General features: G+C 55.8%; 22 protein-coding genes and 1 pseudogene. 9 read left to right on the top strand and 14 right to left on the bottom strand.

All coding sequences use genetic code 11. The features are described 5' to 3' along the window. Window positions 1–424 (top strand): thioredoxin family protein (locus tag ABLW18_RS12600; RefSeq protein ID WP_347825132.1); only part of this gene is annotated, 424 nt, incomplete at its 5' end. 5 nt (window positions 425–429) lie between these two features. Here ABLW18_RS12600 and ABLW18_RS12595 read toward each other — a convergent pair. From ABLW18_RS12595 to ABLW18_RS12565, 7 genes are all read right to left on the bottom strand, one after another. Further along, complete coding sequence (locus ABLW18_RS12595; protein ID WP_347825134.1) at window positions 430–990, bottom strand: TIGR04282 family arsenosugar biosynthesis glycosyltransferase; 561 nt, start codon at window positions 988–990, stop codon at window positions 430–432. A gap of 22 nt (window positions 991–1,012) precedes the next feature. After that, window positions 1,013–2,143: a succinyl-diaminopimelate desuccinylase gene (gene dapE / locus ABLW18_RS12590; protein WP_347825131.1), complete on the bottom strand. Its 1,131-nt coding sequence runs from the start codon at window positions 2,141–2,143 to the stop codon at window positions 1,013–1,015. Beyond that, window positions 2,143–2,490 carry a hypothetical protein gene (locus ABLW18_RS12585; RefSeq protein ID WP_347825130.1) on the bottom strand — a complete coding sequence of 116 codons (348 nt, stop codon included), beginning with the start codon at window positions 2,488–2,490 and terminating at the stop codon, window positions 2,143–2,145. The genes dapE and ABLW18_RS12585 overlap by 1 nt, the downstream gene beginning before the upstream one ends. Before the next feature lie 78 nt (window positions 2,491–2,568). Further along, a complete protein-coding gene (gene dapD / locus ABLW18_RS12580) occupies window positions 2,569–3,396 on the bottom strand; it encodes a 2,3,4,5-tetrahydropyridine-2,6-dicarboxylate N-succinyltransferase (protein WP_347825129.1) in 828 nt (275 codons plus the stop codon). 63 nt (window positions 3,397–3,459) lie between these two features. After that, window positions 3,460–4,389: a threonine/serine dehydratase gene (locus tag ABLW18_RS12575; RefSeq protein WP_347825128.1), complete on the bottom strand. Its 930-nt coding sequence runs from the start codon at window positions 4,387–4,389 to the stop codon at window positions 3,460–3,462. Between the two features lie 15 nt (window positions 4,390–4,404). Beyond that, on the bottom strand, window positions 4,405–5,595 hold the full coding sequence (gene rlmN, locus ABLW18_RS12570; protein ID WP_347825127.1) for a 23S rRNA (adenine(2503)-C(2))-methyltransferase RlmN: 1,191 nt from the start codon (window positions 5,593–5,595) through the stop codon (window positions 4,405–4,407). Between the two features lie 70 nt (window positions 5,596–5,665). Then, on the bottom strand, window positions 5,666–6,190 hold the full coding sequence (locus ABLW18_RS12565; RefSeq protein ID WP_347825126.1) for an invasion associated locus B family protein: 525 nt from the start codon (window positions 6,188–6,190) through the stop codon (window positions 5,666–5,668). 162 nt (window positions 6,191–6,352) lie between these two features. Between ABLW18_RS12565 and ABLW18_RS12560 the strand changes: the two genes are divergently transcribed. Further along, window positions 6,353–7,327: an asparaginase gene (locus tag ABLW18_RS12560; RefSeq protein ID WP_347825125.1), complete on the top strand. Its 975-nt coding sequence runs from the start codon at window positions 6,353–6,355 to the stop codon at window positions 7,325–7,327. Between the two features lie 156 nt (window positions 7,328–7,483). Here the strand turns inward: ABLW18_RS12560 and serB are convergent. Continuing rightward, a pseudogene (gene serB / locus ABLW18_RS12555) lies at window positions 7,484–8,364 on the bottom strand (phosphoserine phosphatase SerB). Window positions 8,365–8,480: 116 nt separating this feature from the next. On the opposite strand from serB, the gene ABLW18_RS12550 reads away from it, so the two are divergent. From ABLW18_RS12550 to ABLW18_RS12535, 4 genes are all read left to right on the top strand, one after another. After that, on the top strand, window positions 8,481–8,978 hold the full coding sequence (locus ABLW18_RS12550; RefSeq protein ID WP_347825124.1) for a hypothetical protein: 498 nt from the start codon (window positions 8,481–8,483) through the stop codon (window positions 8,976–8,978). Between the two features lie 190 nt (window positions 8,979–9,168). Beyond that, entirely contained in the window at window positions 9,169–10,311 is a 1,143-nt protein-coding gene (locus tag ABLW18_RS12545; protein WP_347825123.1) for a phosphoserine transaminase, read from the top strand. Between the two features lie 57 nt (window positions 10,312–10,368). After that, window positions 10,369–11,964 (top strand): phosphoglycerate dehydrogenase, encoded by a 1,596-nt coding sequence (serA, locus tag ABLW18_RS12540; RefSeq protein WP_347825122.1) that lies wholly within the window; start codon window positions 10,369–10,371, stop codon window positions 11,962–11,964. After that, complete coding sequence (locus ABLW18_RS12535) at window positions 11,961–12,692, top strand: metallophosphoesterase family protein (RefSeq protein ID WP_347825121.1); 732 nt, start codon at window positions 11,961–11,963, stop codon at window positions 12,690–12,692. Before serA ends, ABLW18_RS12535 begins: the two co-directional genes overlap by 4 nt. A gap of 101 nt (window positions 12,693–12,793) precedes the next feature. On the opposite strand, the gene ABLW18_RS12530 is transcribed toward ABLW18_RS12535, so the two are convergent. From ABLW18_RS12530 to gpmI, 3 genes are all read right to left on the bottom strand, one after another. Beyond that, entirely contained in the window at window positions 12,794–13,279 is a 486-nt protein-coding gene (locus ABLW18_RS12530; protein ID WP_347825120.1) for an RNA pyrophosphohydrolase, read from the bottom strand. Between the two features lie 3 nt (window positions 13,280–13,282). Next, window positions 13,283–14,620 (bottom strand): S41 family peptidase, encoded by a 1,338-nt coding sequence (locus ABLW18_RS12525; protein ID WP_347825119.1) that lies wholly within the window; start codon window positions 14,618–14,620, stop codon window positions 13,283–13,285. 197 nt (window positions 14,621–14,817) lie between these two features. Beyond that, window positions 14,818–16,335 carry a 2,3-bisphosphoglycerate-independent phosphoglycerate mutase gene (gene gpmI / locus ABLW18_RS12520; protein WP_347825118.1) on the bottom strand — a complete coding sequence of 506 codons (1,518 nt, stop codon included), beginning with the start codon at window positions 16,333–16,335 and terminating at the stop codon, window positions 14,818–14,820. Window positions 16,336–16,514: 179 nt separating this feature from the next. Here gpmI and ABLW18_RS12515 point away from each other — a divergent pair, with 179 nt between their 5' ends. Together ABLW18_RS12515 and ABLW18_RS12510 are read left to right on the top strand one after the other, a co-directional pair. Further along, window positions 16,515–18,131: a DNA polymerase Y family protein gene (locus ABLW18_RS12515; RefSeq protein WP_347825117.1), complete on the top strand. Its 1,617-nt coding sequence runs from the start codon at window positions 16,515–16,517 to the stop codon at window positions 18,129–18,131. A 224-nt stretch (window positions 18,132–18,355) separates the two neighbouring features. Further along, window positions 18,356–18,700 carry a DUF2794 domain-containing protein gene (locus ABLW18_RS12510; RefSeq protein ID WP_347825116.1) on the top strand — a complete coding sequence of 115 codons (345 nt, stop codon included), beginning with the start codon at window positions 18,356–18,358 and terminating at the stop codon, window positions 18,698–18,700. Between the two features lie 11 nt (window positions 18,701–18,711). Here the strand turns inward: ABLW18_RS12510 and ABLW18_RS12505 are convergent, their stop codons facing one another. The 3 genes from ABLW18_RS12505 to ABLW18_RS12495 form a co-directional block, all read right to left on the bottom strand. After that, a complete protein-coding gene (locus ABLW18_RS12505) occupies window positions 18,712–19,446 on the bottom strand; it encodes an NlpC/P60 family protein (protein WP_347825115.1) in 735 nt (244 codons plus the stop codon). Beyond that, window positions 19,443–20,822 (bottom strand): leucyl aminopeptidase family protein, encoded by a 1,380-nt coding sequence (locus tag ABLW18_RS12500; RefSeq protein WP_347825114.1) that lies wholly within the window; start codon window positions 20,820–20,822, stop codon window positions 19,443–19,445. Before ABLW18_RS12500 ends, ABLW18_RS12505 begins: the two co-directional genes overlap by 4 nt. Before the next feature lie 113 nt (window positions 20,823–20,935). After that, window positions 20,936–21,325, bottom strand: coding sequence for a hypothetical protein (locus ABLW18_RS12495; RefSeq protein ID WP_347825113.1), 390 nt, complete (start codon window positions 21,323–21,325; stop codon window positions 20,936–20,938). A gap of 148 nt (window positions 21,326–21,473) precedes the next feature. On the opposite strand from ABLW18_RS12495, the gene ABLW18_RS12490 reads away from it, so the two are divergent. After that, complete coding sequence (locus tag ABLW18_RS12490; protein ID WP_347825112.1) at window positions 21,474–22,124, top strand: carbonic anhydrase; 651 nt, start codon at window positions 21,474–21,476, stop codon at window positions 22,122–22,124.

The raw sequence follows: 22,124 nt of genomic DNA, 5'->3' as shown, positions 1-22,124 counted from the left end.
AGGAAATCGTTTCATGAACCGACGTGACTTTTTAATGACGTCCAGCTGTTTTCTGGCAACCCCGGCTGTGGCGCTGGCCGCCCAAGCCTATGCGCCCGGGGTGGTGAAGCAATTGCTATCGGAAGGTAAGACCGTATTCGTCGATTACACCACCGAATGGTGCACCACCTGCGCCGCCCAAAAACGAACGCTGGCTCGGCTTTTGAAGGAAAACCCGGCCTATGGTCAGATGATCAAATTTGTCACGATTGACTATGATCAATTTGGCCGCGGGGAGCTGGCCAAAGAGCTTGGTATTCCACGCCGATCGACTTTGGTGGTGCTGCATGGGGATCAAGAGCTTGGTCGGATTGTGGCCGGAACTTATAGCAAACAAATCAAAGCGCTTTTGGACACAGCCTTATCTGCAGCGATGGCCGCTTAGGGTGCTCAGCTCACTGTGTCGAGGTCGCTTGCCCGATCAATATCGCGCAGCATGTCGACACGGGCGACGGTGAAATCCGCCAGGCTGATCAGGGTGTCTTGCAATGCATGGGGCGTTGACCAGCGCACCTGCTCAAACAATCCTGTGGGGCTCGGGCGGCTGCGTTTGAGACCCATCAGCCAATAACCACCGTCCGGGGCTGGGCCGAAAGTCGCCTCATGCGGGCCGAGGCTGGCGAAGGCCTTCCAGACATGGCGGCGCGAAATGTCGGGGATATCGGCGCCAATGATACAAACTGGCCCGGGTGGCAGACTGTCAAATACCTGTTTCATCCGCTGGCCAAGATCGCCTGAGCCTTGCGGAATGCGTGGCAAATTTGTGGGCCAAACGCGGCTTTTTAGACCTTCACGGTCGGGCGCGACGCTTAAAATTAATTCCCAGCGCGGGTCTTGCAAGCGGCGCAGCAGACGGCGGGTTTGGTGACGAAACCACCATGCCGCTGCGGTCATCCCAATGTCACGCCCCAGCCGGGTTTTCACGCACCCTGGCCGTGGTTCTTTGACCATGACCACCAAACGCCGTCGGTATTTAGGCGAAATAGTCACGCAAGATCCGCGTATAGATCGCTTTGAGTTGATGGATTTGCGCGATTTCCACACGCTCATCGACTTGATGCATGGTCTTACCGACCAAGCCAAACTCCACCACGGGGCAATGATGCTGCACAAAGCGGGCATCAGATGTGCCGCCGCTGGTTGAGAGCGCCGGGGTCCGGTTCGTTTCGATCTGTATCGCACGCGCAACAAGGTCGGACAATTCCCCAGGCGGTGTCATGAAACTTTCGCCTGAGATGCTGACGTCGAGGTCAATATGCACATCAAAAACCTGTGCCACCTTGTTGGCATGCTCTTGCAGCCACTCGGTCAGGCTGGCGCCGGAATGGGCGTCATTGAACCGAATGTTCACCGTGGCGCGGCATTGTGCGGGAATGACATTTGTGGCTGGATTGCCGGTATCAATGGTAACGACAGCCAGGGTTGAGGCGTCAAAATGCTCTGTGCCCGCGTCCAAACTGGCCGAGCTGAGTTGATCTAACAACCGCGCCATCGCCGGGAGCGGGTTATTGGCTCGATGCGGATAGGCCGCGTGCCCCTGAACACCTGTCACGGTAAAATAGCCGTTCATCGAACCGCGACGACCAATTTTCATCATTTCGCCCATGACGTTAGGGCAGGTTGGCTCGCCGACCAAACAATGATCCATCCGTTCGCCCTGTGCCTGCATCCAGTCAAGAAGAGCAACGGTGCCATCTTTGGCCGGGCCTTCTTCGTCGCCGGTAATGGCCAGAACAACCGAGCCATCCGGTGGCATTTCTTCGACAAAATCTATTGCAGCGGCGGCAAAAGCTGCAACTCCAGATTTCATATCAGTGGCGCCCCTGCCATAGAGGAATCCATCACGAATCTCTGCGCCAAAAGGATCGACGCTCCAAGCCTCGAGGTTTCCGACGGGTACAACATCGGTGTGGCCATTGAAGCCAAAGGTTTTGCCGTTTCCCCAGCGGGCAAAGAGATTGGACACATCGCCACGATCCACCCGTGTGCAATGAAACCCATGAGTGGTCAAAAGTCGGTCCAAAAGTTGCAGAGCGCCGCCCTCTTGTGGGGTGACGCTGGCACAGCGAATAAGATCTGCGGTCAGGGCGGCCGGATCAATCATCAATGCGCTCCTTTTGGTGCATTTTCGAAAAAGGGTGTCACCTGCGCCACAACAACGCTGTTTTCATCCAAAGCCCGTTGCATCAAAGCGCGTTCGTCTTCTGTTATGTCATGGCCCTCTTCGAGCCGTTCTTCTAAACTGCCATAACCCGTCACATCCAAGGGTGCCAGATCGGCTTGTTTAAGAATGGCGACCGTTTCGCGCACGGCTTCAGGTTCATCCACGCCGCTGGCGTAGATCATCAATGCGCCGCCCGTGGCTGCATCCGGCAGGCCATCGCCTCCTTTGCGTCCCACTTCGACAAGCAAAGTATAAACATGGTGCGTGCGCTTCGTTTTTTCAGTCATGACCCTGCCGCCTTATGGGTTGCCGTGATCCTCACCGCAGATGGCCGCGCGCATGGCAGGGCCATTTTGTTGAACGGTTTAATCGCGCAAGAGCTCATTGATGGCGGTCTTGGAGCGCGTTTGGGCGTCCACCCGTTTCACGATCACCGCACAATATAGATTGACGTTGTTCTTAGACGGCATAGAGCCCGCCACCACAACCGAGTAAGGCGGCACTTCGCCATACATCACTTCGCCGGTGTCCCGATCGACGATCTTGGTAGATTTACCGATAAAGACCCCCATGCCCAAGACCGCGCCTTCACGCACGATGCAGCCTTCGACGACTTCCGAGCGCGCGCCGATGAAGCAATTATCTTCAATAATGGTCGGCCCCGCTTGCATCGGCTCCAAAACTCCGCCGATGCCAACGCCGCCCGACAGATGCACATTCTTGCCAATTTGTGCGCAGCTGCCGACTGTGGCCCAAGTGTCGACCATGGTGCCACTGTCCACATAAGCGCCCAGGTTTACAAAAGAGGGCATCAAAACAACGCCGGGGGCAATATAGGCCGATTTACGCACAACGCAGTTGGGTACGGCGCGGAAGCCTGCGGTGGTCCAATTATCCGTGCCCCAAGCAGCCCACTTGCTGTCGACTTTATCCCACCAGCTGCCGCCCTGGGCGCTGCCGGCTTGTAACTCCATATCTTTCAGACGGAAGCCTAAGAGAACCGCTTTTTTGGCCCATTGATTGACATGCCAATCGCCCGTCTCTTGCCTTTCAGCAACCCTGAGTGTGCCGCTGTCGAGCGCATTTAGCGTTGTTTCAATCGCTTCGCGTGTTTCGCCAGTGGTGGCGGGCGTGATGGTGTCGCGTGCATCCCACGCGGCCTCGATGGCAATTTCTAGCTGTGTGTTGGACATAAAGGCCTCCGGTTAATGTGATTTTAGTGCCTCATACTGAAACTTGCGGCGCAGGTCCACGGCCTATTGCAGCTTTGCGGGTTCAAAGGGCGAGACGGCCGGGTTGGCGCCGCAAAGCAGCACAGCTAGGCGTTCGCCCTTTTGTGGCCGATAGGCGCCGCTGAGCAGCGCGGCGAGGGCCGCGGCCCCAGCGGGTTCAACCACAAGCCGCAGCGCGCTCCAGAGCCGATGTTGCGCCTCTGCGATGGCCGCGTCTTCGACATTGACACACCCCGTGTTGGTTACGCGCGCCAAATCATAGCAGATGCGCCCGGCCTGTTTCGCGCCCAAAGCATTGGCGGCCAATCCAGAGACTTCGACCGTCGTTTGCGGCCCGTGTTCTAATGCCTGGGTGAGCGTGGGCGCGTTAAATGGCTCAACCCCAACCAGTTTGCGTCGCCCCTCAAGCCAGGCCATAGCACCGCCGATCAAACCGCCACCGCCCACAGCGATCAAAACGGTATCGGCCGTGAGGCCTTGCTCTTCCCATTCTGCCATAACCGTGCCCTGCCCAGCCACTGTACCGGGGGCATCGAAGGCGTGTATCTGAGCGGCCCCGCTGTCTTTCTCATAGGCCAAGGCCTGCTCCAATGCGTTGGCATAGACGCCGGGCACCACGATCAAATCAGCGCCCAGGCTTCGGATCAGATTGATTTTAGCCTCACCGGCCAATTCGGGCACATAGATGCGCGCCCTATGACCCAAGCGCGCCGCGGCCCAAGCGACGGCTGCCCCGTGATTGCCGCCGCTGGCGGCGACGAGACCTGCTTTGGGGACGTCCATGGAGAGCAAAGAATTCATCGCGCCGCGCGCTTTGAAGCTGCCCGTATGTTGCATCTGTTCGAGTTTGAGGCTGAGGGGCATGCCAAAGACATCGGTTTCGAGGACCGGGGTGCGCAGCACATGCGGTTTAATCCGCGTCCAAGCGTGGGATACTTCCTTTGCTGTCACCATTGTGTATCTCCGCTGCTAGATGGAATGAATGCCGGTCTCTGCCGCGATGTCCTTGCGACTTTTACGGGCGCGTTCTGTGGCCGACTTCAGCTGTCCACAGGCAGCAAAAATATCTTCGCCGCGCGGCCTGCGTACGGGGCTGGCATAGCCGGCTTGGTAGACGATTTCTGAGAAAGCATTAATGCGATTGTTTGAGGAGCGTTCATAGGGCGCGCCGGGCCAAGGGTTAAAGGGAATGAGGTTCACCTTGGCCGGTATCCCCTTAATCAATTCAACCAAGCGATGCGCATCGGCGTCGCTGTCATTGATGCCCTTGAGCATGACATATTCAAAGGTGATCCGCTCCGAATTGCTGGCTTTTGGGTAGTCGCGCAAAGCATCTAGCAGTACTTCGATGTTCCAGCGCTTGTTGATGGGAACCAGCTTGTCGCGGACCGCGTCTGTTGTGGCATGAAAGGAGACTGCCAAAAGGCAGCCAATTTCCGTTGCTGTTCGGGCAATCTCTGGCACGACGCCGGATGTCGACAAGGTGATGCGCCGCCGCGACAGCTGAATGCCCTCAGGGTCCATTGCGATTTTCATCGCATCCCGGACATTTTCAAAATTATACAGCGGCTCACCCATGCCCATCAGGACGATGTTCGACAGAAGCCTTGCGGAGGTGGCCGGATTGCGCCCCGGTGCGGGCCATTCGCCCAGATCATCGCGCGCCAGCATCACCTGGCCAATAATTTCCCCTGCGGTGAGATTTCGCACCAATTTTTGCGTGCCGGTGTGGCAAAATGAACAGGTGAGGGTACAGCCGACTTGACTGCTGATGCAGAGGGTGCCGCGATCTGATTCAGGAATATAGACCGTCTCCACCTCATGCCCGCCGGCAATGCGCACCAGATATTTGCGGGTGCCATCTGTTGAGACTTGCTTGGACACAACCTCGGGAATGGCGATCACAAAATGTTCTGCCAAAAATGCGCGGTAGTCTTTAGACAGATTTGTCATCTTCTCAAAATCTCGCACGCCCTTTTCGTAGATCCATTGCCAGAGCTGTCCCAGCCGCATCTTCACTTGCTTTTCAGGGCTGCCCGCTGTGATCAAAGCTTCCTTCAGCGCCTCTCGCGTCAGGCCAACCAAATTGATCGGCCCGTCTGGCAGCTTGCGTGGCAGGGTCACGAAATTTTGGGTGATGGGGGTGGTGGCAGAGGTCATGGCCGTTATCCATATGAAGAAGGCCCCGCTTTAGCAGGGCCCGGGGTTTTTGCCAATCGTATGGCCCATTTTAGCCGGCGCAGCGTTTTTCAGCATCAGTGACCGCAGCGGTAAATCCCTTAAGGCTGAATGTGTCCTTGGTCACTGTGCCGCGCTCTGATTGCGCTGTAATCACAGCTTTTGCGCCGCGTTTCATGGCTACGACAATTTTAGCGTCATCGCTTGGACTGGGTGGCCAGGCCCATTCGCCATCCACTGAGAGCTCAAAATCAGTGCTGTCGATGTTCAAAGTGATCGGGCGATCTTTTGCGAAAGGGTACCCACCGGTGAAGGCCACTTGCCCTTTCACCTCATTCCCGGGGCGGTAAAATACAAACAAAAGGATCTGGCCGCGGCGCACCGAGACGACCTTGCCGCCCTTGGTATTGACAGTTTCCTTGGGAGCCGTCACGGCCCAGCATTCTTTTGGGTCACTTTCGACAAAGACCGACCAATCGGATTTTGCCGCCACCCGGTTCGAGGTTTCTTGCGCGGAAGCGGCCGAACAAATAAGTGCCAAAACACAGGCCACGGAAGAAATCACAGTCTTTAACATTAGATACGCCCTTATTGAGTTCGCCGGTTGCCCCATAGGCGCAGAGGTTTCGTCTGGCCGTAGAGGTCGTCCTTTGGTATGGGGAACCTAACGCACCAGAGACCCATGGGGGAAGCCCTCAAAGGAGGCTCTGGGCAAAAAAATGCTTGTTTGGAGACTGAAATGTTAACCGCAACTCCCTTGATTGAAGTCTGGCGGGGCAAATTTTTAGAAAGTCAGCACCGCGGCCATGCGGTCATTTGCAATTTCGAAGGCGAAATTTTGGAGGCTTGGGGCGATCCTGAGCATGTGATCCTGCCCCGTTCGTCGTGCAAAATATTACAGGCCCTTCCGCTTGTGAGCTCGGGCGCGGCGGCGGCCCAAGGGTTGACCACACGACATTTGGCATTGGCCTGCGCCTCGCATCAGGGGGCGGAAATGCATTCGCAGCTTGTGCTGGAATGGCTGGGGCAGTTGGGCAAGACGGATGCAGATTTTCGCTGTGGGACCCAATGGCCCAGGGATCGATTGGCCAGCAATGATTTGGTGAAAACTGATCAATCCGCTTGCCGCTACCACAACAATTGCTCTGGAAAGCACTGCGGTTTCTTGACACTGGCGCAACATTTAAAGGCCGGTCCTGATTATCATGAGGTGGATCATCCGGTTCAAATCGCTGTGCGGGCTGCGTTTGAGGAGATGACCGGCGAGGCGAGCTCGGGCTATGGCATTGACGGCTGCTCGGCGCCCAATTGGGCGTGTAGTATAGCGGGTTTGGCCCGAGCCATGGCGCGCTGTGCAGCGGACGGCAGTGATAAGATCGGGACGGCCGCCTCGCAGCTGCGTGATGCGATGATGGCGCATCCGGAATTGGTGGCGGGCGAGACCCGTGCCTGCACCGAATTGATGCGTGCGGCGCCTGGCGTGGCACTGAAGACGGGGGCCGAGGCTGTGTTTGTCGCAATTATCCCACGTCTGCGGGTCGGGATTGCGGTGAAGATCGAGGATGGGGCAACCCGCGCCAGTGAGGCGCTGATCGCGGCTTTGCTGATCCGGCTTGGGGTGCTGCAGGCAGATCATCCTGCGACTCTCAAGCGTTTGGGTCCGATCCACAATTGGGATGGGCTACAGACCGGGAAAATTTCTGTGGCGCTTTAAGTCATTCGGCTACTAAGACCTTTGCAAAAGGCCCATTTGGCTCGGCATTCTTCACCCGGTGGCACCCTTAGGCTGCAAGACGTCTTTGAATGATGCAGGGGTCCTTCATTGCATATTTAACCCGCCTCTCCGGCCTTCACTTTGGCGCAGCAGGTGTTAGCTCGTGACAAATTGCGAAGAGGAATAGCCTTGCAGGTAGAGCAGCGCGGTCAAATCCCCGTGATTGATGCGCACCGACACCTGCTCTTGAACGATAGGTTTGGCATGAAGCGCCACGCCGGTCCCGGCCAGTTGCAACATGCCCAAATCATTGGCGCCATCTCCAACGGCCAGTACATCTTGAGCCTTGAGAGGCCGCGTGCGGCGGTGAGCTCGTTGAGTGCGGTCACCTTGGCTTGCTGGCCTAAAATGGGATGAGCCACCTCACCCGTCAAATATTGATCCGCTTGCAGCAACCGGTTGGCCCGGTGGCTATCAAACCCCAGCTTGTGGGCGACCTTTGTTGTGAAGTCTGTAAAACCGCCGCTCACAAGATCGGCATAGGCGCCATGCGCTTTCATCGTTGCCAAAAGCTGCGCGCCTCCGGGCATAAAGGTGATGCGCGTTTGATAGACCTTGTCAATAATCTCAACCGCCAGCCCCTTGAGCAGCCCGGTGCGCTCTTGCAAGGCTTGTTCGAAATCCAATTCGCCATTCATCGCTCTTGCGGTGATCTGTGCGACCTCTTCACCAACGCCAGCTTCTACGGCCAGCTCATCGATACACTCTTGCTCGATCATGGTGCTGTCCATATCGGCCAGTAACATTTTCTTGCATCGCCCGACGCTGGGCTGCACGACAAGATCAATCTGCTGCGCCTGCATGTCTTGCCACACCTGCCAGAGGGTGTCGGGGTTTTGTAGGCATTCAAATTCCACCGCCTCGCGCGGTGCCAACCAAGTCAGGTCCCGCCCACCCCAGGCGTTGCAAAGCGATTGTGCCAGTGAAGGGGTTATGGCCGCTTGGCCCGGCTGGCACAATAAAGTGGTTACAAACATCCGCAAAATTCCTTCTTTGCGGTCATGTGCCAAGAAGTTTGATGAGTTGCAAGTGATCCAAAGACAGCTGCCCAGCGAAAGAAGTCTGAATCGGATGTGGGGTAAAGGATACGTTAATGCGAATTTTTGTGGCGCTGATCGTGGTGTTTTTGGCCAATGCGGCGATTGCGGAGCGACAGTTTCCTACGCTTGATGCCGATGATTTGAACGGGCGGGCCGTCAGTTTGCCTGACGATCTTCCTGGAGACCCCACGATTGTTTTTATTGCCTATAAACGGAACCAACAGCCGAGCATCAACGCTTGGGTGGCAGGTTTAGGGTTGCAGGAGCGCGGGGGAGCGGCTTGGGTTGAACTGCCCGTAGTGGGTCGCGGTGCGGCTCTGTTTCGCAGTTTCGTTGATAATGGCATGCGCTCTGGCATCACCTCGACTGCGATGCGCGCTCGGACAATTACGATTTATTCGAGTCAGCGCGCTTTCAACACGCAGCTGGGCATAGAGGGTCGTGACGAGATTTACACCGCTCTGGTGGGCCGTGATGGCCAAGTCTATGTGCTTATCGAGGGGGATGTGACCGAGGCAAAAATAGCCCAGCTGCGGGCGGCCTATCCTTGATAGCCTTCCGAGGGCTGGTTTTCTGTTCTGAATGACGAAGTTTCCGATCGGCTCAGATTGTGGCCTGGCTACGATGCAATTTGTGTGAAATCCGACATTTCTGCTCTTGTGGCTCGGTGCGCAAAACAATAGGCCGACGCGTGGGACACCCTTCCCCAACGAAGGGCGCATATCTGAGAGGATAGCATTGATGGCTATTGAATACCCGGCATCGCGGCCGGCAAATCCGCGTTTTTCTTCTGGCCCCTGCGCCAAACCCCCCACATGGACCCAGACTGCTTTGAACGACGCGTGGCTTGGCCGTTCGCATCGTGCAGCAGGCGGCAAAGCAAAATTGGCTGAGGCCATTGAGCAAACCCGCCGCGTTCTCAATATTCCGGCAGACTACAAAATCGGCATCGTGCCGGCCTCTGATACCGGCGCTTTTGAGATGGCCATGTGGTCTTTGCTGGGCGCACGCGCGGCGCAAATGGTTGCTTGGGAGAGCTTTGGCGCCGGCTGGGTCAGCGACGTGGTGAAACAGCTCAAGATCGACGCCTCCGAACATATCGCCCCCTATGGTGAGATTTTCGACATGGCGACGCTGAATTATGACCATGATGTTTGTTTCACTTGGAACGGTACGACCTCCGGCGTGTGCATGCGTGATGGGTCTGCAATACCATCCGATCGTGCGGGTTTGACACTGTGCGACGCGACTTCCGCGGCATTTGCTGTAAATCTGCCTTGGGATAAGCTCGATGTGACGACCTTCAGCTGGCAAAAAGTGCTTGGCGGAGAAGCTGCGCATGGGGTGCTTATCTTGTCACCGCGTGCGGTGGAACGGCTGGAAAGTTACACGCCGCCTTGGCCCATGCCGAAGATTTTCCGACTGACCAAGGGCGGCAAATTGATTGAGGGCATTTTTCGAGGTGAAACGATCAACACGCCCTCGATGCTTTGCGTTGAGGATTATTTGTTTGCACTGGACTGGGCTGAAAGCCTTGGTGGTCTTGCAGGGTTGATGGCCCGTGCACAGGCCAATGCTGAAGCGGTTTGGGATTTTTGCGACACCCGCGATTGGATTGACAATCTGGCGGTGGATCCGGCGACGCGCTCGGTCACCTCGGTTTGTTTGAAATTCACCGATCCGCGCATTCAAGACCTGGCAGGCTTTGCCAAAGCGGTCGCGAAACGTCTGGAGGCGGAGGGTGCTGCCCTCGACATTGGCGCCTATCGCGACGCGCCAGCAGGCCTGCGTGTGTGGTGCGGTGCCACGGTTGAAACCGCAGACATCTTGGCGATGTTGCCCTGGCTGGAATGGGCTTACCGCTGCGAGCTTGACGCACAATAATTTTGAGCTGGGGCCGGGTGCCCCGCTTTCTTCCCTCTTAAAATAAGGAGTGCCGACATGGCCCCGAAAGTACTCGTATCTGACAAACTCTCTGAAACTGCGATTCAAATCTTCCGTGATCGTGGTATCGACGTGGATTTTGATCCAAGTATTGGCAAAGACAAGGACAAATTGCTCGCTGTCATTGATCAATATGATGGTTTGGCTATTCGCTCTGCGACCAAAGCCACAGAAAAAATTATCAATGCCGCAACCAATCTCAAGGTGATTGGCCGGGCCGGCATTGGGGTGGATAATATCGACCGTGCCGCAGCCTCGAAAAAAGGTGTGATTGTGATGAACACGCCCTTTGGCAATATGATCACCACCGCAGAACACGCCATCGCGATGATGTTCGCTGTGGCGCGTCAAATTCCTGAGGCCAGCGCCTCGACCCATGCGGGGAAATGGGAAAAGTCCAATTTCATGGGTGTTGAGCTTACGGGCAAGACACTTGGCGTCATAGGGGCTGGCAATATCGGCGGCATCGTCTGTGAGCGCGCCCTGGGCCTCAAGATGAAAGTTGTGGCCTATGACCCCTTCCTGTCAGAAGAGCGGGCCGAAAAATTGGGCGTGCAAAAAGTCGACTTAGACGATCTTTTGGCGCGGGCCGATTTCATCACGCTGCATGTACCGAAAACTGAGCAGACCAGTAATATTTTGAACGCAGAAGCGATTGCCAAAATGAAGCCCGGTGTGCGGGTCATAAACTGCGCCCGCGGTGGTTTGGTTGATGAGGCAGCTTTGGCCGAAGCTCTGAAATCGGGCCATGTCGCTGGGGCAGCCTTCGATGTGTTCGAAGTGGAGCCAGCAACGGACAGCCCATTGTTTAACCTGCCCAACGTGGTTTGCACCCCGCACTTGGGCGCAGCGACAACGGAAGCGCAGGAAAACGTTGCTGTGCAAGTGGCTGAGCAAATGTCTGACTATCTGCTGACGGGCGCTGTGACCAATGCGCTGAATATGCCATCGGTGACAGCAGAAGAAGCCAAGATCATGGGGCCATGGTTGGCCTTGGCTGGGCATTTGGGCGCCTTTATTGGGCAAATGACCTCCGAGCCAATTAAGGCGATTAATATTTTATATGATGGTACAGTCTCGTCGATGAATCTTGCTGCGCTCAACTGCGGCGTCGTGGCAGGGATCATGAAAGCGGGTAATCCTGACGTGAATATGGTCAGCGCTCCGGTGATTGCCGAAGAGCGTGGTATTAAGATCAGCACCACCAATCAAAATAAATCTGGTGTATTTGACGCTTACATCAAAGTTACAGTGGTCACGGAAACGCGGGAACGCTCTGTCGCCGGAACAGTGTTCAGTGATGGTAAGCCGCGCTTTATCCAAATCAAAGGCATCAATGTAGATGCTGAAATCGGGCGCCACATGCTGTATACGACCAATGATGACGTGCCGGGCATCATCGGTGTATTGGGCTCTACCATGGGAAAAAATAACGTGAATATCGCGAATTTTACATTGGGTCGTGCGTCAGAGGGTGGGCAGGCGATTGCTTTGCTTTACGTGGATGCGCCGGTCTCCGATGTGGTTTTGGCTGAGTTGCAGGCGACTGGGAAATTTAATCAAGTCAGTCACTTGGAGTTTGATGTCTCATGACCGCCCTCTACGCGATTGGTGATATTCATGGTCAATTGGCCGGTTTGATCCAAGCCGTTGAATGGATTGAAAAGGATGGTGGGCCTGAGGCCCCCATCGTATTTCTTGGTGACTATATTGATCGAGGGCCTGACAGCCGCGGGGTTTTGGATTTTTTGATCCAAGGCCGCGTTGCCGGGCGACATTGGACATTTTTAAAAGGCAATCATGACCGGATGTTTGAGTGGTTCTTGCAAACCCCAAGCCGGGCGGATCCGCATCTCTTTACAGATTTGAGCTGGCTGCACGAGCGGTTGGGTGGGCAAGATACGCTGCGCTCTTACGGGCTGGATTTCAGCACACGCCGTCGGCTCTCTGCGGTGCATGAAGAGGCGTTGCGCAGGGTTCCAAAAGCGCATCGTGACTTTCTGGAAGGCTGCCCTTTGGTCCATGAGACAGAGGATCTGTTCTTTTGCCATGCAGGTATCCGTCCCGGTATTGCGCTATCCGACCAGTCTGAAGAAGATCTTTTGTGGATACGCGAAGAGTTTTTGGAGTTCATGGGCCGGCATCCAAAACTTATTGTGCATGGCCATTCCCCGGTCGAGCAGGCTTGCCATTATGGCAACAGAATAAACTTGGACAGCGGTGCTGGCTATGGTCATCCGCTTACGGCTGCGGTCTTTGAAGGGCGGAATTGCAGCATTTTGACTGCGCAGGGCAGGAGCAAAATATCCAAGCCTACATAGGTCTGTGGCCACGATGACAGACCTATGCATGAAACCCGTTTCGGCATTCGACCAAGATGCGGGCCTGCCCGGGCGGGCGCCTGCGCGTAATGGCGATGCCCTTACGAGAGATGCTCCTTAAATGCGGCGAGCACAGAGCGGTAAACATCGCGCTTGAAAGGGACAATTGCTTCGGGCAGCTCGGCCGGGGCAATCCATTTCCAATCGGAAAATTCAGGCTCATCTGTGTCAATATTGACGTCCGAATCTTCACCTAGAAAACGCATCAAAAACCATTTTTGTTGCTGACCACGGTATTTGCCTCCCCAGAGCTGAGGGATCAAATCCGCAGGCAACTCATAGGGAATCCAGCCGGGGGTTTCGGCAAGGATCTGCACTTTTTGCGCTGGAACCCCGGTTTCTTCCTCCAGTTCACGCAGGGCAGCCACGCGAGCGTCTTCGCCGGGATCAATGCCCCCCTGAGGCATTTGCCACGCCTCTGAATAGTGTTCGAGCCTTTGAGCCACGAAGACCAAGCCCGCAGGATTGATGAGCATGACGCCGACATTGGGTCTATAGGGCAGCTGTTCAATATCAGACTGTTGCATCTGCTATTGTGCCGGTTGGATGGCCGACAGACCCTTGAGCAGATCAATCGCATAGGACAGTTGGAAATCGTCATCGCGTAGCTTCGCGGCTTCCTCGGCGCGGGCGCGCTCTTGCTCAATTTGATCGCGGTCCGCCTCCGACAGGCTGTCGTTGTTCAGCGATCCGCGCAAATCAGCCTCACTGCGCATAGCGCCCGCATCCTCTGCGGCTTCATCCTCAAGGCTGCTGGGGTCTTTTCGGGGTTGTTCGACTATGATGTCGGGCGAGACCCCAAGAGCTTGGATGGACCGGCCTGACGGTGTGTAGTAGCGCGCTGTGGTCAAACGCATCGCCCCATCGCCCGCCAGTGGCATGATGGTTTGAACAGAGCCCTTTCCAAAGCTTTTGGTGCCCACAATAATCGCGCGGCGGTGATCTTGGAGTGCGCCAGCGACAATCTCAGAGGCGGAAGCTGATCCGCCGTTGATCAAAACGACAATCGGTTTGCCTTGGGCCAAATCGCCGGCCCGAGCGTTCCAACGGTCTCCATCTTCGGGCGCACGCCCTCGGGTTGAAACGATCTCACCTTTTTCTAAAAATGCGTCCGAAACTTTGATCGCTTGGCTGAGCAATCCGCCGGGGTTGTTGCGCAGATCAATGACGAAGCCGTTGATATTTTCAATGCCGCCTGCCGCCTCAATTTGCTTTGCGATGCCATCTTCAAGGTTTGGGTATGTTTGATCATTAAATGTGCTGACCCGCATCACGACGGACTCGCCAATTGTCTTGTCACGCACAGCGGTTAATTTGATGGTGTCGCGGATGATTTTGATGTCAAACGGCTCCGGTTCACTTTCGCGCACGACCGTGATCACGATTTCCGACCCGACCGGGCCGCGCATCAATTGCACTGCCTCATCCAATGTCAGGCCCAAAAGACCTTCACCGTCCACATGGGTGATAAAATCGCCAGGTTCGACCCCGGCCTCGGCCGCGGGGGTGTCATCAATTGGGGTTATGACTTTTACAAAGCCATCCTCTTGCGTCACCTCAATCCCCAGGCCGCCAAAGGCGCCACGGGTTTGAATGCGCATATCATCGGCATCATCTGGCGACAGGTAGCTTGAATGCGGATCCAACGAGGTCAGCATGCCATTGATTGCGGCTTCAATCAGCCTTTTGTCATCCACTTCCTCGACATATTGGGCACGGATACGATCAAAAATATCACCAAAAAGTTCAAGCTGTTTATAGGTCTGAGCTTGGTCGGTTTCCTTGGCCAAAAGAGGTCCAGCCAATTGTGGGGCGACCACCACCCCCAGAAGCCCGCCGAGCATCGCTGCAATCAAAAACTTTTTCATTTCACAATCCTTTTTGCATCGGGGCTCTGTACCCTGCGCTACCCGACTTGCGCCTTTGCTTATATAAAGCCTGTCTTGCCCTGGCTTTCCAGCCCCTACTGCGCTGATCGCGCGCTAAAACCCGTTATTCTTGGCCTAAGACGGTGGCTCGGCTCATCTATCGGCCGATATCGGTGAGAATGGGCGGGATTTTGCCGTCATGGGCGCGTGATTAAGGAGTGACCGGTCATTTCGTCAGGTTTGGGCAGATCCATCAGCTCAAGAACCGTGGGCGCAAGATCGGCCAATCGGCCGGCACGCAATCGGCATTCCCGTGGCAAGCCCACCCCGATGACCGGCACCAGATTTGTCGTATGGGCTGTGTGTGGCCCGCCGGTGATGGGATCTATCATCATCTCGCAATTGCCATGATCTGCTGTGACAATCATCTTGCCGCCGCAGCGCTCGAGTGCTTCAATCACTTGGCCAAGTCCGTGATCCACCGCTTCGCAAGCCGCGATTGCCGCCTGCAAGTCACCGGTGTGCCCAACCATGTCAGGATTTGCATAATTGGTGATAATCAGATCATAGCCCTTCTCAATGGCGGCCACAAAGCGCTCTGTGACTTCTGCGGCTGACATTTCAGGTTGCATATCATAGGTTGCGACCTTGGGGGAGCTGGGCATGAAGCGGTCCTCGCCGGCTGCCGGCACTTCCAGGCCACCATTCATGAAAAATGTCACATGGGGATATTTTTCCGTTTCTGCGAGCCGAAATTGGCGCTTGCCATGTTGCGCCACCCATGCGCCCAGCGTGTTGGGGATATTGCGCTTTGGGAAGGCAGCTGTGAGATAGGTATCATGGTCATCGGAATAAGACACCATCCCCATTTGCGCGGTTAATGTGACCCGGGGTGCTGTGTCAAATGCGTCAAAATCGGGTTGGCAGAGGGCGGCCAGAATTTCACGCGCCCGGTCGGCACGGAAATTTAGGCACATTAACCCATCTTGTGGTCGCATTCCCGCGTAATCGCCAATCACGCTGGCGGGGATAAACTCATCGGTTTGCCCCTCCGCATAGGCGCGCGCGATTACCTCTTGGGCGTTGGCGGCTTTGACGCCGACGCCCTGGGCTATGGCGCTATAGGCGGTTTGCACCCGCTCCCAACGGTTGTCGCGGTCCAAAGCGTAATAGCGGCCAATGACTGTGCAAATCTGCGCGCCTTGGGGCAGCTGATCTTGGAGGTTGGCGAAATAGCCTGTGGCTGAGCTGGGGCTGACATCGCGCCCGTCAGCAATGGCATGGATGAGCACGGGAATACCCATGTCGCAGAGTAAATTGCTGGCTGCCAAGAGATGGCTCAGATGCCCATGCACCCCGCCGTCAGAAATGACCCCCATGAGATGCGCTGCGCCACCGCTGGCTTTGAGTTTGGCGGCGAAGTCCAAAATAGCGGAGTTTTGAAAGAAACTTTTGTCCTCAATCGCAAGATCAATCTGCCCCAAGTCCATCGCGACCACGCGGCCTGCTCCAATATTGGTATGGCCAACTTCGGAATTGCCCATCTGTCCGCTGGGCAGACCGGCATCAGGGCCATGGGTGATTAAATGCGCATTTGGGCAATGCGCCATCAGGCGATCAAAATTAGGCGTATGCGCCAGGGCAGGGGCGTTGCCTTGCTTGGTGTCGCTCAAGCCCCATCCATCCAAAATACAAAGTACCACGGGTTTGGTCATGACAAGCTCCTTTTCTGCGCGCCTCTGTTTACCTGATCGCTGGCGGTATTCCACCGTTTTTGCACGCGCCCTTTTCGGCAAGACTCGACTCTAAGATAGGCTCTGTCGTATAGAACATATAGTGAACAAAGTTTGTAGTTATGTCACATCGACGTGTTTTATCATTATGGTTTCCTCGGATGGGTGCAGAGCGGCTGTTGCGACAGGCCCGTATGACGCAAGAGTTGCCTTTTGCCGTGGTGCAAGATCGTGGGCAGATGCAGGTGATTTCCTCCCTGTCACAAATGGCGGAGGAGCGGGGGCTGCGCTTGGATCAGCCTTTGCGCGACGCTATGGCCATGTGCCCAGATCTTATCACACGGCTTCAAAATCCGCAAAGTGAAGCACGGTTTTTAAACAGTCTGCGCCGTTGGGCCTCTAAATTTTCGCCCTGGGTGGCGGAAGAACCGCCGCAGTCTTTGGTCATTGATTTGACGGGATGCGCACATTTGTTTGGTGGTGAGGAAGGGGTTATCGAGCAAGTGGAGCAAGATTGCTGTGATCTCGGCCTTTCTGTGCATATCGGTATGGCGGATACAAAAGGTGCGGCATGGGCCTTGGCGCGCTATGCCGGTCAGCCCTTAGGGGTGAACCGCACGGGCGATGCAATTGATCAAGAGGCACCAGCCACTCGGTCTCGGGCCGTCAAGCGCCGCAATTGGGAGCGCGGAGGCGCCGCGCCGCAGCTGCGCAGCAATCGAGGCGCATCAGGCCGTATTGCCCAGCCTGGCTTTACGCGCCAAGCCCTTGCGCCTTTGCCGGTTGCGGCCCTGCGATTGGAGGGGCATGTTGTTACAGCTCTGAACAGGCTGGGACTTCGGCGGGTGGAAGATTTGATGGGGCAGCCCCGCGCAGCCCTTGCGCGGCGTTTTGGCAAAGGGACGGTCTATCGGATGGATCAGGCCCTGGGCGTGGCCCCCGAACCTATTAGCCCGGCGAAACAAGCACCACATTTTGCCTGCCGTTTGAGCCTGCCGGAACCAATTGGTTTGGCAGAAGATTTATTGGCCGCTTTGGATAAATTGCTGCCGCGCTTGGCGGTGCGTTTGAACGAAAAAGGTCGGGGTGTGCGGCGCTTGCGACTGGAAGCCTATCGCACAGATCAAACCATGCAATCACTTGAGGTGGGGTTGGCCCGCCCTTCCGCCGATATTACACGAATGCGGCCACTTTTGGCGGCCAAATTAGGGGATATCAAAGCAGAATTTGGCATTGATGTGCTGCGCTTGGTTGCGGCGCAAACGGAGCCAATCCATGCCCATCAACACAAAGGGCATCTTGAGGCTGGTCAAATGGTTGCGGCGCGCTTGTTGGAAAACACGAAGTTGGATGATTTGATTGGCACATTGGGCGCCCGCATCGGACTGGAGGCCATGACCCGCTTATATCCCGGTGATAGCCATATCCCCGAGAAGGCCGCGCAGGTACAGGCCGCTGCCTGGTCCGCGCCACATTTACATTGGCCAGCCCCGTCGCGTCTGCGGCCTTTGGTACATTTCCCACCGGAGGCCCTGCAGGCCCATAGTGCGGCGACAGTGCCGCTGACATTTAAATGGCGCGGTCAGCTTCATGAGGTGCACAGCGCTCAGGGGCCAGAGCGGATTGCCCCGGAGTGGTGGCTGGCCGAAAGAGCCTGGCGCAGTGGAACGCGCGATTATTGGCAGGTGGTCACCAAAACCGGAGACCGGTTTTGGCTTTATTTCGCCCATGGTGGTGCCATCTCGGGCGGGTGGTTCTGTCAGGGCCGCTTTGCTTAGGACAAAGCAGCTCATGACGTTTGGAAGCAAGCAAACGAAAGACCAGCGTCGCGTATCCGAGTGGGGGCAGGAATGACACTTAAAGCCAAGCTCTCGTTTGCTTGGCGCTTAGATCGCAAATTACAAAGGCCATGTGATGACCCGAAATGGAAAGTTGCGGGACCATTTCAGGGCAGGATTAAGACAGGGTTGATTATTGGTGAATTCGGCGCAACTCTATTCCCATGAATGTTGTAAATATTAGATCTGAGTCTCTGCGGAAAATTCCCGAAAAAATTGCCTTCCACCGGTTGGAATTGGCGCCCATTCTTACGCTATATGGGCGTATGGTTGCCGCGGGCGAATGGCGCGACTATGGAATTTCTTGCCTGCGTGATGTGGCCGTCTTTTCAATTTTCAAACGCACAGCGGAAAACCCGCTCTACCGTATCGAGAAACGTCCCAAGCTGCGCAACAAACAGGGTATGTATGCTTTGATCGGGGCGCAGGGGCAGATTCTCAAGCGCGGCCATGATCTCGGATCGGTTCTGGGGGTCTTGGAGCGGCGGTTGATCCGCACGGTTGATTAGAGCCCTGCACGTTAGGTCAGCTGTGACCGTTGAAGTATGGGCCCGTCTCCGGCCGCATCTATGCGCGCAATGGCACTGTCGATCGCTTCAATACGAACTTCCATAGCATGCGCATTGGCGTGGATCAGCTGGGTGGCGCTGAGGGTCAAAGCCACATGGCCGGGCCAGAAGATCAATTGCCCAGGTGCCCAATCCCCTTGGGCTTCAGGAAAAAATTCTTGTTGTGGGCCAGAATCTCCCGGACAAGCGCGCCCCGTGGCATGGCAGGCGGCTTGCACAAGGCCCGAGCAATCAATGCCTGCCGCTGAATTGCCACCCCACAAATAGGGGCTGCCCAAGAATATTTTGGCCACCTCTCGCGGATCGGCAAAAAAATCTCCCGTTGCGCGCAAATGTTGACGGGGGATGAAGCCGGCGGGGGTTTGGCAAAAATTGCCGTGCTCTGCGCTCACCGTTACCCGCGCCCCGAAGGGCAGGAGGATTTGGTCGGGTGATTTAAGATTGGGTGCGGCATAGGCATGGCTGGATAAGGCGCTCACCCAATGTGTTGCGGGCGTATAGGGGGCCAAATCTGCTGTTTTTATATAGCCTTGATAGCCGTCTTTCGTCGCCTGCCCAAAACACCAGTCGCCAGAGCGTTCTAAGATCGTAAAGCCATCGCCAAATAGCAATTGCCGGTCGCGTGGTCCGCGCGGCTTGCGGCACAGGTCGCTGAGACTTCGGATGATTTGAGACTGCCCGTTCATAGATTCAAAATGCGTGGTAAGGCTTGAAACAAGGCGCGCGTGCCTTGACCCACGCCGCCTTTTGGGCGGGCAGGGGCCGCGCTGGGCTGCCAGCCATAGCAATCAAAATGAACAAATTTTTGAGTCTCGCTGACGAAGCGCTGTAGGAACAGAGCAGCCGTAATAGCGCCCGCAAAACCACCGGCAGGGGCATTGTCCAAATCTGCAATGCCCGGTTCGATCATGGCCTCATAGGGCGCATGTAAAGGCAATTGCCACACGGGATCGTCAACGGCGGTGGCGGCGGTGGCGATCTCATGGCTCAAGTCAACATCCTGTGTGAAATAGGGCGCGATGTCAGGCCCCACCGCGACCCGCGCAGCACCGGTCAGTGTGGCCATGCAAATCATCACATCACAGGGGCTTTCATCGGCTAAGGTGAGGGCATCGGCGAGCACCAATCGGCCCTCGGCATCGGTATTATTGATCTCAACAGTGAGACCCTTGCGGCTCTTCAAGATGTCTTGTGGACGGAAGGCGGAGCCGCCAATCGCATTTTCAACGGCGGGGACCAAAACCCGCAACTGCACGGGCAGTTTTCTGGCCATGATCATTTTGGCAAGTCCCAGAACATGTGCCGCGCCGCCCATATCTTTTTTCATCAATCCCATGGAGCCGCCGGGTTTGAGGTTTAAGCCGCCTGTGTCGAAACACACGCCCTTGCCCACCAAAGTGAGTCGCGGCCCTGATGTGCCCCAGCTGAGATCAATCAGGCGCGGCGCCCGTGCGGAGGCGCGGCCCACCGCGTGAATAAGGGGAAAATTTTGCGCAATCAGCTCGTCGCCCGTTATGACTGATATATCGGCGGCATAGGTTTTGGCCAAATCGCGGGCCGCCGCTTCCAGTTCTGCTGGGCCCATGTCATTGGCTGGAGTGTTGATCAAATCTCGGGTCAGGAATTCTCCGGAAACAATCGCCTCAATTTTTTCAGCATCTACGCCTGCGGGACAGATCAACGCGGCTTTTGGGACGGCGTTGGTGGCGTAGCGATCGTATCGATATTTGCCCAAAGTAAAGGCTAAAGCGAATTCCTCGGCCCAGTCTTGATGGCACTCAACCAGCTCAAACACCTGGTCCGGCATGTTCGGCAATCCGGCAACGGCGCCGAATCGTTTGCGTTTTCGCTCTGCGGCATCGCCATAACCAATGGCCAAACGCACAGGCAGCCCCTGCTCGCTGAGGCATAAGATCTGGCCCAGTTTGCCTGACCAATTTTGGGTTTTGGCGGCGTTTTGCACCTCGCCCCCCCTCGCGGTCAGCCAGTCTTCCGCCTCCGCACGGGCAATGAGGTGCAAGGGCACGGATCCGGCTGTGGGGGCGGCAAAAATCGATGACATGGCAGATCCCTTGCATGGCTTTTTCACAGGTAAACATTGCCCTGTGGTGATTGCAATGCGGCGCGATCTTTGCAGGGCAAAAAATGCCGGCGCCGGGAATGCGCCGGTTTTGGCTAAAGCCGTGTATTTTTTTGATCTTGTATTGCCCAAAGCGATACGAGGCACATGTCGCCAAGCCGCACCAATCGTGCCACTGCGGCGGCAAGCGCTGGATCATCGGAAGATGCAGTTAAGGCGCGCACATTATGGGCGGCATCGGTCAAACTGCCCAGGCCAATTTGCTGCCCGATGCTCATCAAAGCGTCTACAGCCTTGCGTATAGCGGCGCGTTTGTTCTGCTTACCGGCGCATTCCAGCACAGAGAGGCGAATGGCGAATTCATCTAAGGCGCCATTGATGATTGTTTGCGCCCTCTGGGGGGCAAATTCACAATAGATTTCGTCAATTTTGCTGGTACAAAAGGGAAGATGTTCGTCATGCAGAAGCATGCTAATTTGAGCCATGAACTCACCTATTTACTGCGCCCCCGCCGATGGCCGCTTTTTGCCCAAAAAAGTTTATCAAACCCTAAGCTGAAAGGAGGATTACCTCTCGAGTTTTTTGTAACTATTTGGTAAGTTAAATTCAATATTTATGTATGAGGGGGGGCCGATGGTCTACGTCAAACCACTGCCAAACTATTTAATTCAACGCTATCACGGTTGGAAAGCGACGACATTTGAAGACAATCATGCGTGGTATCGCCGCTTAGCCAGTGAAGGGCAGCGTCCGCGCGCGATGGTCATTTCATGTTGTGACAGTCGTGTTCATGTGACGGCGATTTTTGGTGCAGAGCAGGGGGAATTCTTCATTCACCGCAATATCGCCAATCTGGTGCCGGCCTATCTTCCGGATGGCGAGCCGCATGGCACTTCCGCTGCGGTGGAATATGCGGTCACGGCATTAAAAGTGTCGCATATTATCGTCTTGGGTCATTCCAGCTGTGGCGGGGTGCGGGGCTGTCACGACATGTGCACAGGGCACGCCCCGGATTTGGAAAAAAGCAGCAGCTTTGTAGGCCGCTGGATGGATATTTTGCGTCCGGGCTACGAGCGGGTCAAAGATATCAAGGATGAGGCGGAGCGTGTGGCGCGATTGGAACGCGAGGCGGTTTTGGTCTCAGTTGAAAACCTTATGAGCTTCCCTTTTGTGAAAACCGCAGTCGAAAAGAACGAGCTGACTTTGCATGGTCTTTGGACGGATATTGCGGAGGGATCCTTGGAGCAATTTGACTCAAATTTGAAAGATTTCGTGCGAATTTGA

Source organism: uncultured Planktomarina sp. (assembly GCA_943788425.1).
In the GTDB taxonomy this organism is placed as follows: Bacteria; Pseudomonadota; Alphaproteobacteria; order Rhodobacterales; family Rhodobacteraceae; genus Planktomarina.
The sequence above is the reverse complement of the archived record's forward strand: the minus strand, read 5'-3'. Positions and strand labels throughout refer to the sequence as shown.

Coding starts and splice junctions, on each gene's coding strand:
- ABLW18_RS12500 (WP_347825114.1), bottom strand. CDS start 20,822: ATGTCATCGATTTTTGCCGCCCCCACAGCCGGATCCGTGCCCTTGCAC.
- ABLW18_RS12565 (WP_347825126.1), bottom strand. CDS start 6,190: ATGTTAAAGACTGTGATTTCTTCCGTGGCCTGTGTTTTGGCACTTATT.
- ABLW18_RS12515 (WP_347825117.1), top strand. CDS start 16,515: ATGGGTGCAGAGCGGCTGTTGCGACAGGCCCGTATGACGCAAGAGTTG.
- serA (WP_347825122.1), top strand. CDS start 10,369: ATGGCCCCGAAAGTACTCGTATCTGACAAACTCTCTGAAACTGCGATT.
- gpmI (WP_347825118.1), bottom strand. CDS start 16,335: ATGACCAAACCCGTGGTACTTTGTATTTTGGATGGATGGGGCTTGAGC.
- ABLW18_RS12575 (WP_347825128.1), bottom strand. CDS start 4,389: ATGGTGACAGCAAAGGAAGTATCCCACGCTTGGACGCGGATTAAACCG.
- ABLW18_RS12525 (WP_347825119.1), bottom strand. CDS start 14,620: ATGAAAAAGTTTTTGATTGCAGCGATGCTCGGCGGGCTTCTGGGGGTG.
- ABLW18_RS12550 (WP_347825124.1), top strand. CDS start 8,481: ATGCGAATTTTTGTGGCGCTGATCGTGGTGTTTTTGGCCAATGCGGCG.
- ABLW18_RS12490 (WP_347825112.1), top strand. CDS start 21,474: ATGGTCTACGTCAAACCACTGCCAAACTATTTAATTCAACGCTATCAC.
- ABLW18_RS12530 (WP_347825120.1), bottom strand. CDS start 13,279: ATGCAACAGTCTGATATTGAACAGCTGCCCTATAGACCCAATGTCGGC.
- dapD (WP_347825129.1), bottom strand. CDS start 3,396: ATGTCCAACACACAGCTAGAAATTGCCATCGAGGCCGCGTGGGATGCA.
- ABLW18_RS12545 (WP_347825123.1), top strand. CDS start 9,169: ATGGCTATTGAATACCCGGCATCGCGGCCGGCAAATCCGCGTTTTTCT.
- rlmN (WP_347825127.1), bottom strand. CDS start 5,595: ATGACCTCTGCCACCACCCCCATCACCCAAAATTTCGTGACCCTGCCA.
- ABLW18_RS12510 (WP_347825116.1), top strand. CDS start 18,356: ATGAATGTTGTAAATATTAGATCTGAGTCTCTGCGGAAAATTCCCGAA.
- ABLW18_RS12495 (WP_347825113.1), bottom strand. CDS start 21,325: ATGGCTCAAATTAGCATGCTTCTGCATGACGAACATCTTCCCTTTTGT.
- ABLW18_RS12535 (WP_347825121.1), top strand. CDS start 11,961: ATGACCGCCCTCTACGCGATTGGTGATATTCATGGTCAATTGGCCGGT.
- ABLW18_RS12505 (WP_347825115.1), bottom strand. CDS start 19,446: ATGAACGGGCAGTCTCAAATCATCCGAAGTCTCAGCGACCTGTGCCGC.
- ABLW18_RS12560 (WP_347825125.1), top strand. CDS start 6,353: ATGTTAACCGCAACTCCCTTGATTGAAGTCTGGCGGGGCAAATTTTTA.
- ABLW18_RS12585 (WP_347825130.1), bottom strand. CDS start 2,490: ATGACTGAAAAAACGAAGCGCACGCACCATGTTTATACTTTGCTTGTC.
- ABLW18_RS12595 (WP_347825134.1), bottom strand. CDS start 990: ATGGTCAAAGAACCACGGCCAGGGTGCGTGAAAACCCGGCTGGGGCGT.
- dapE (WP_347825131.1), bottom strand. CDS start 2,143: ATGATTGATCCGGCCGCCCTGACCGCAGATCTTATTCGCTGTGCCAGC.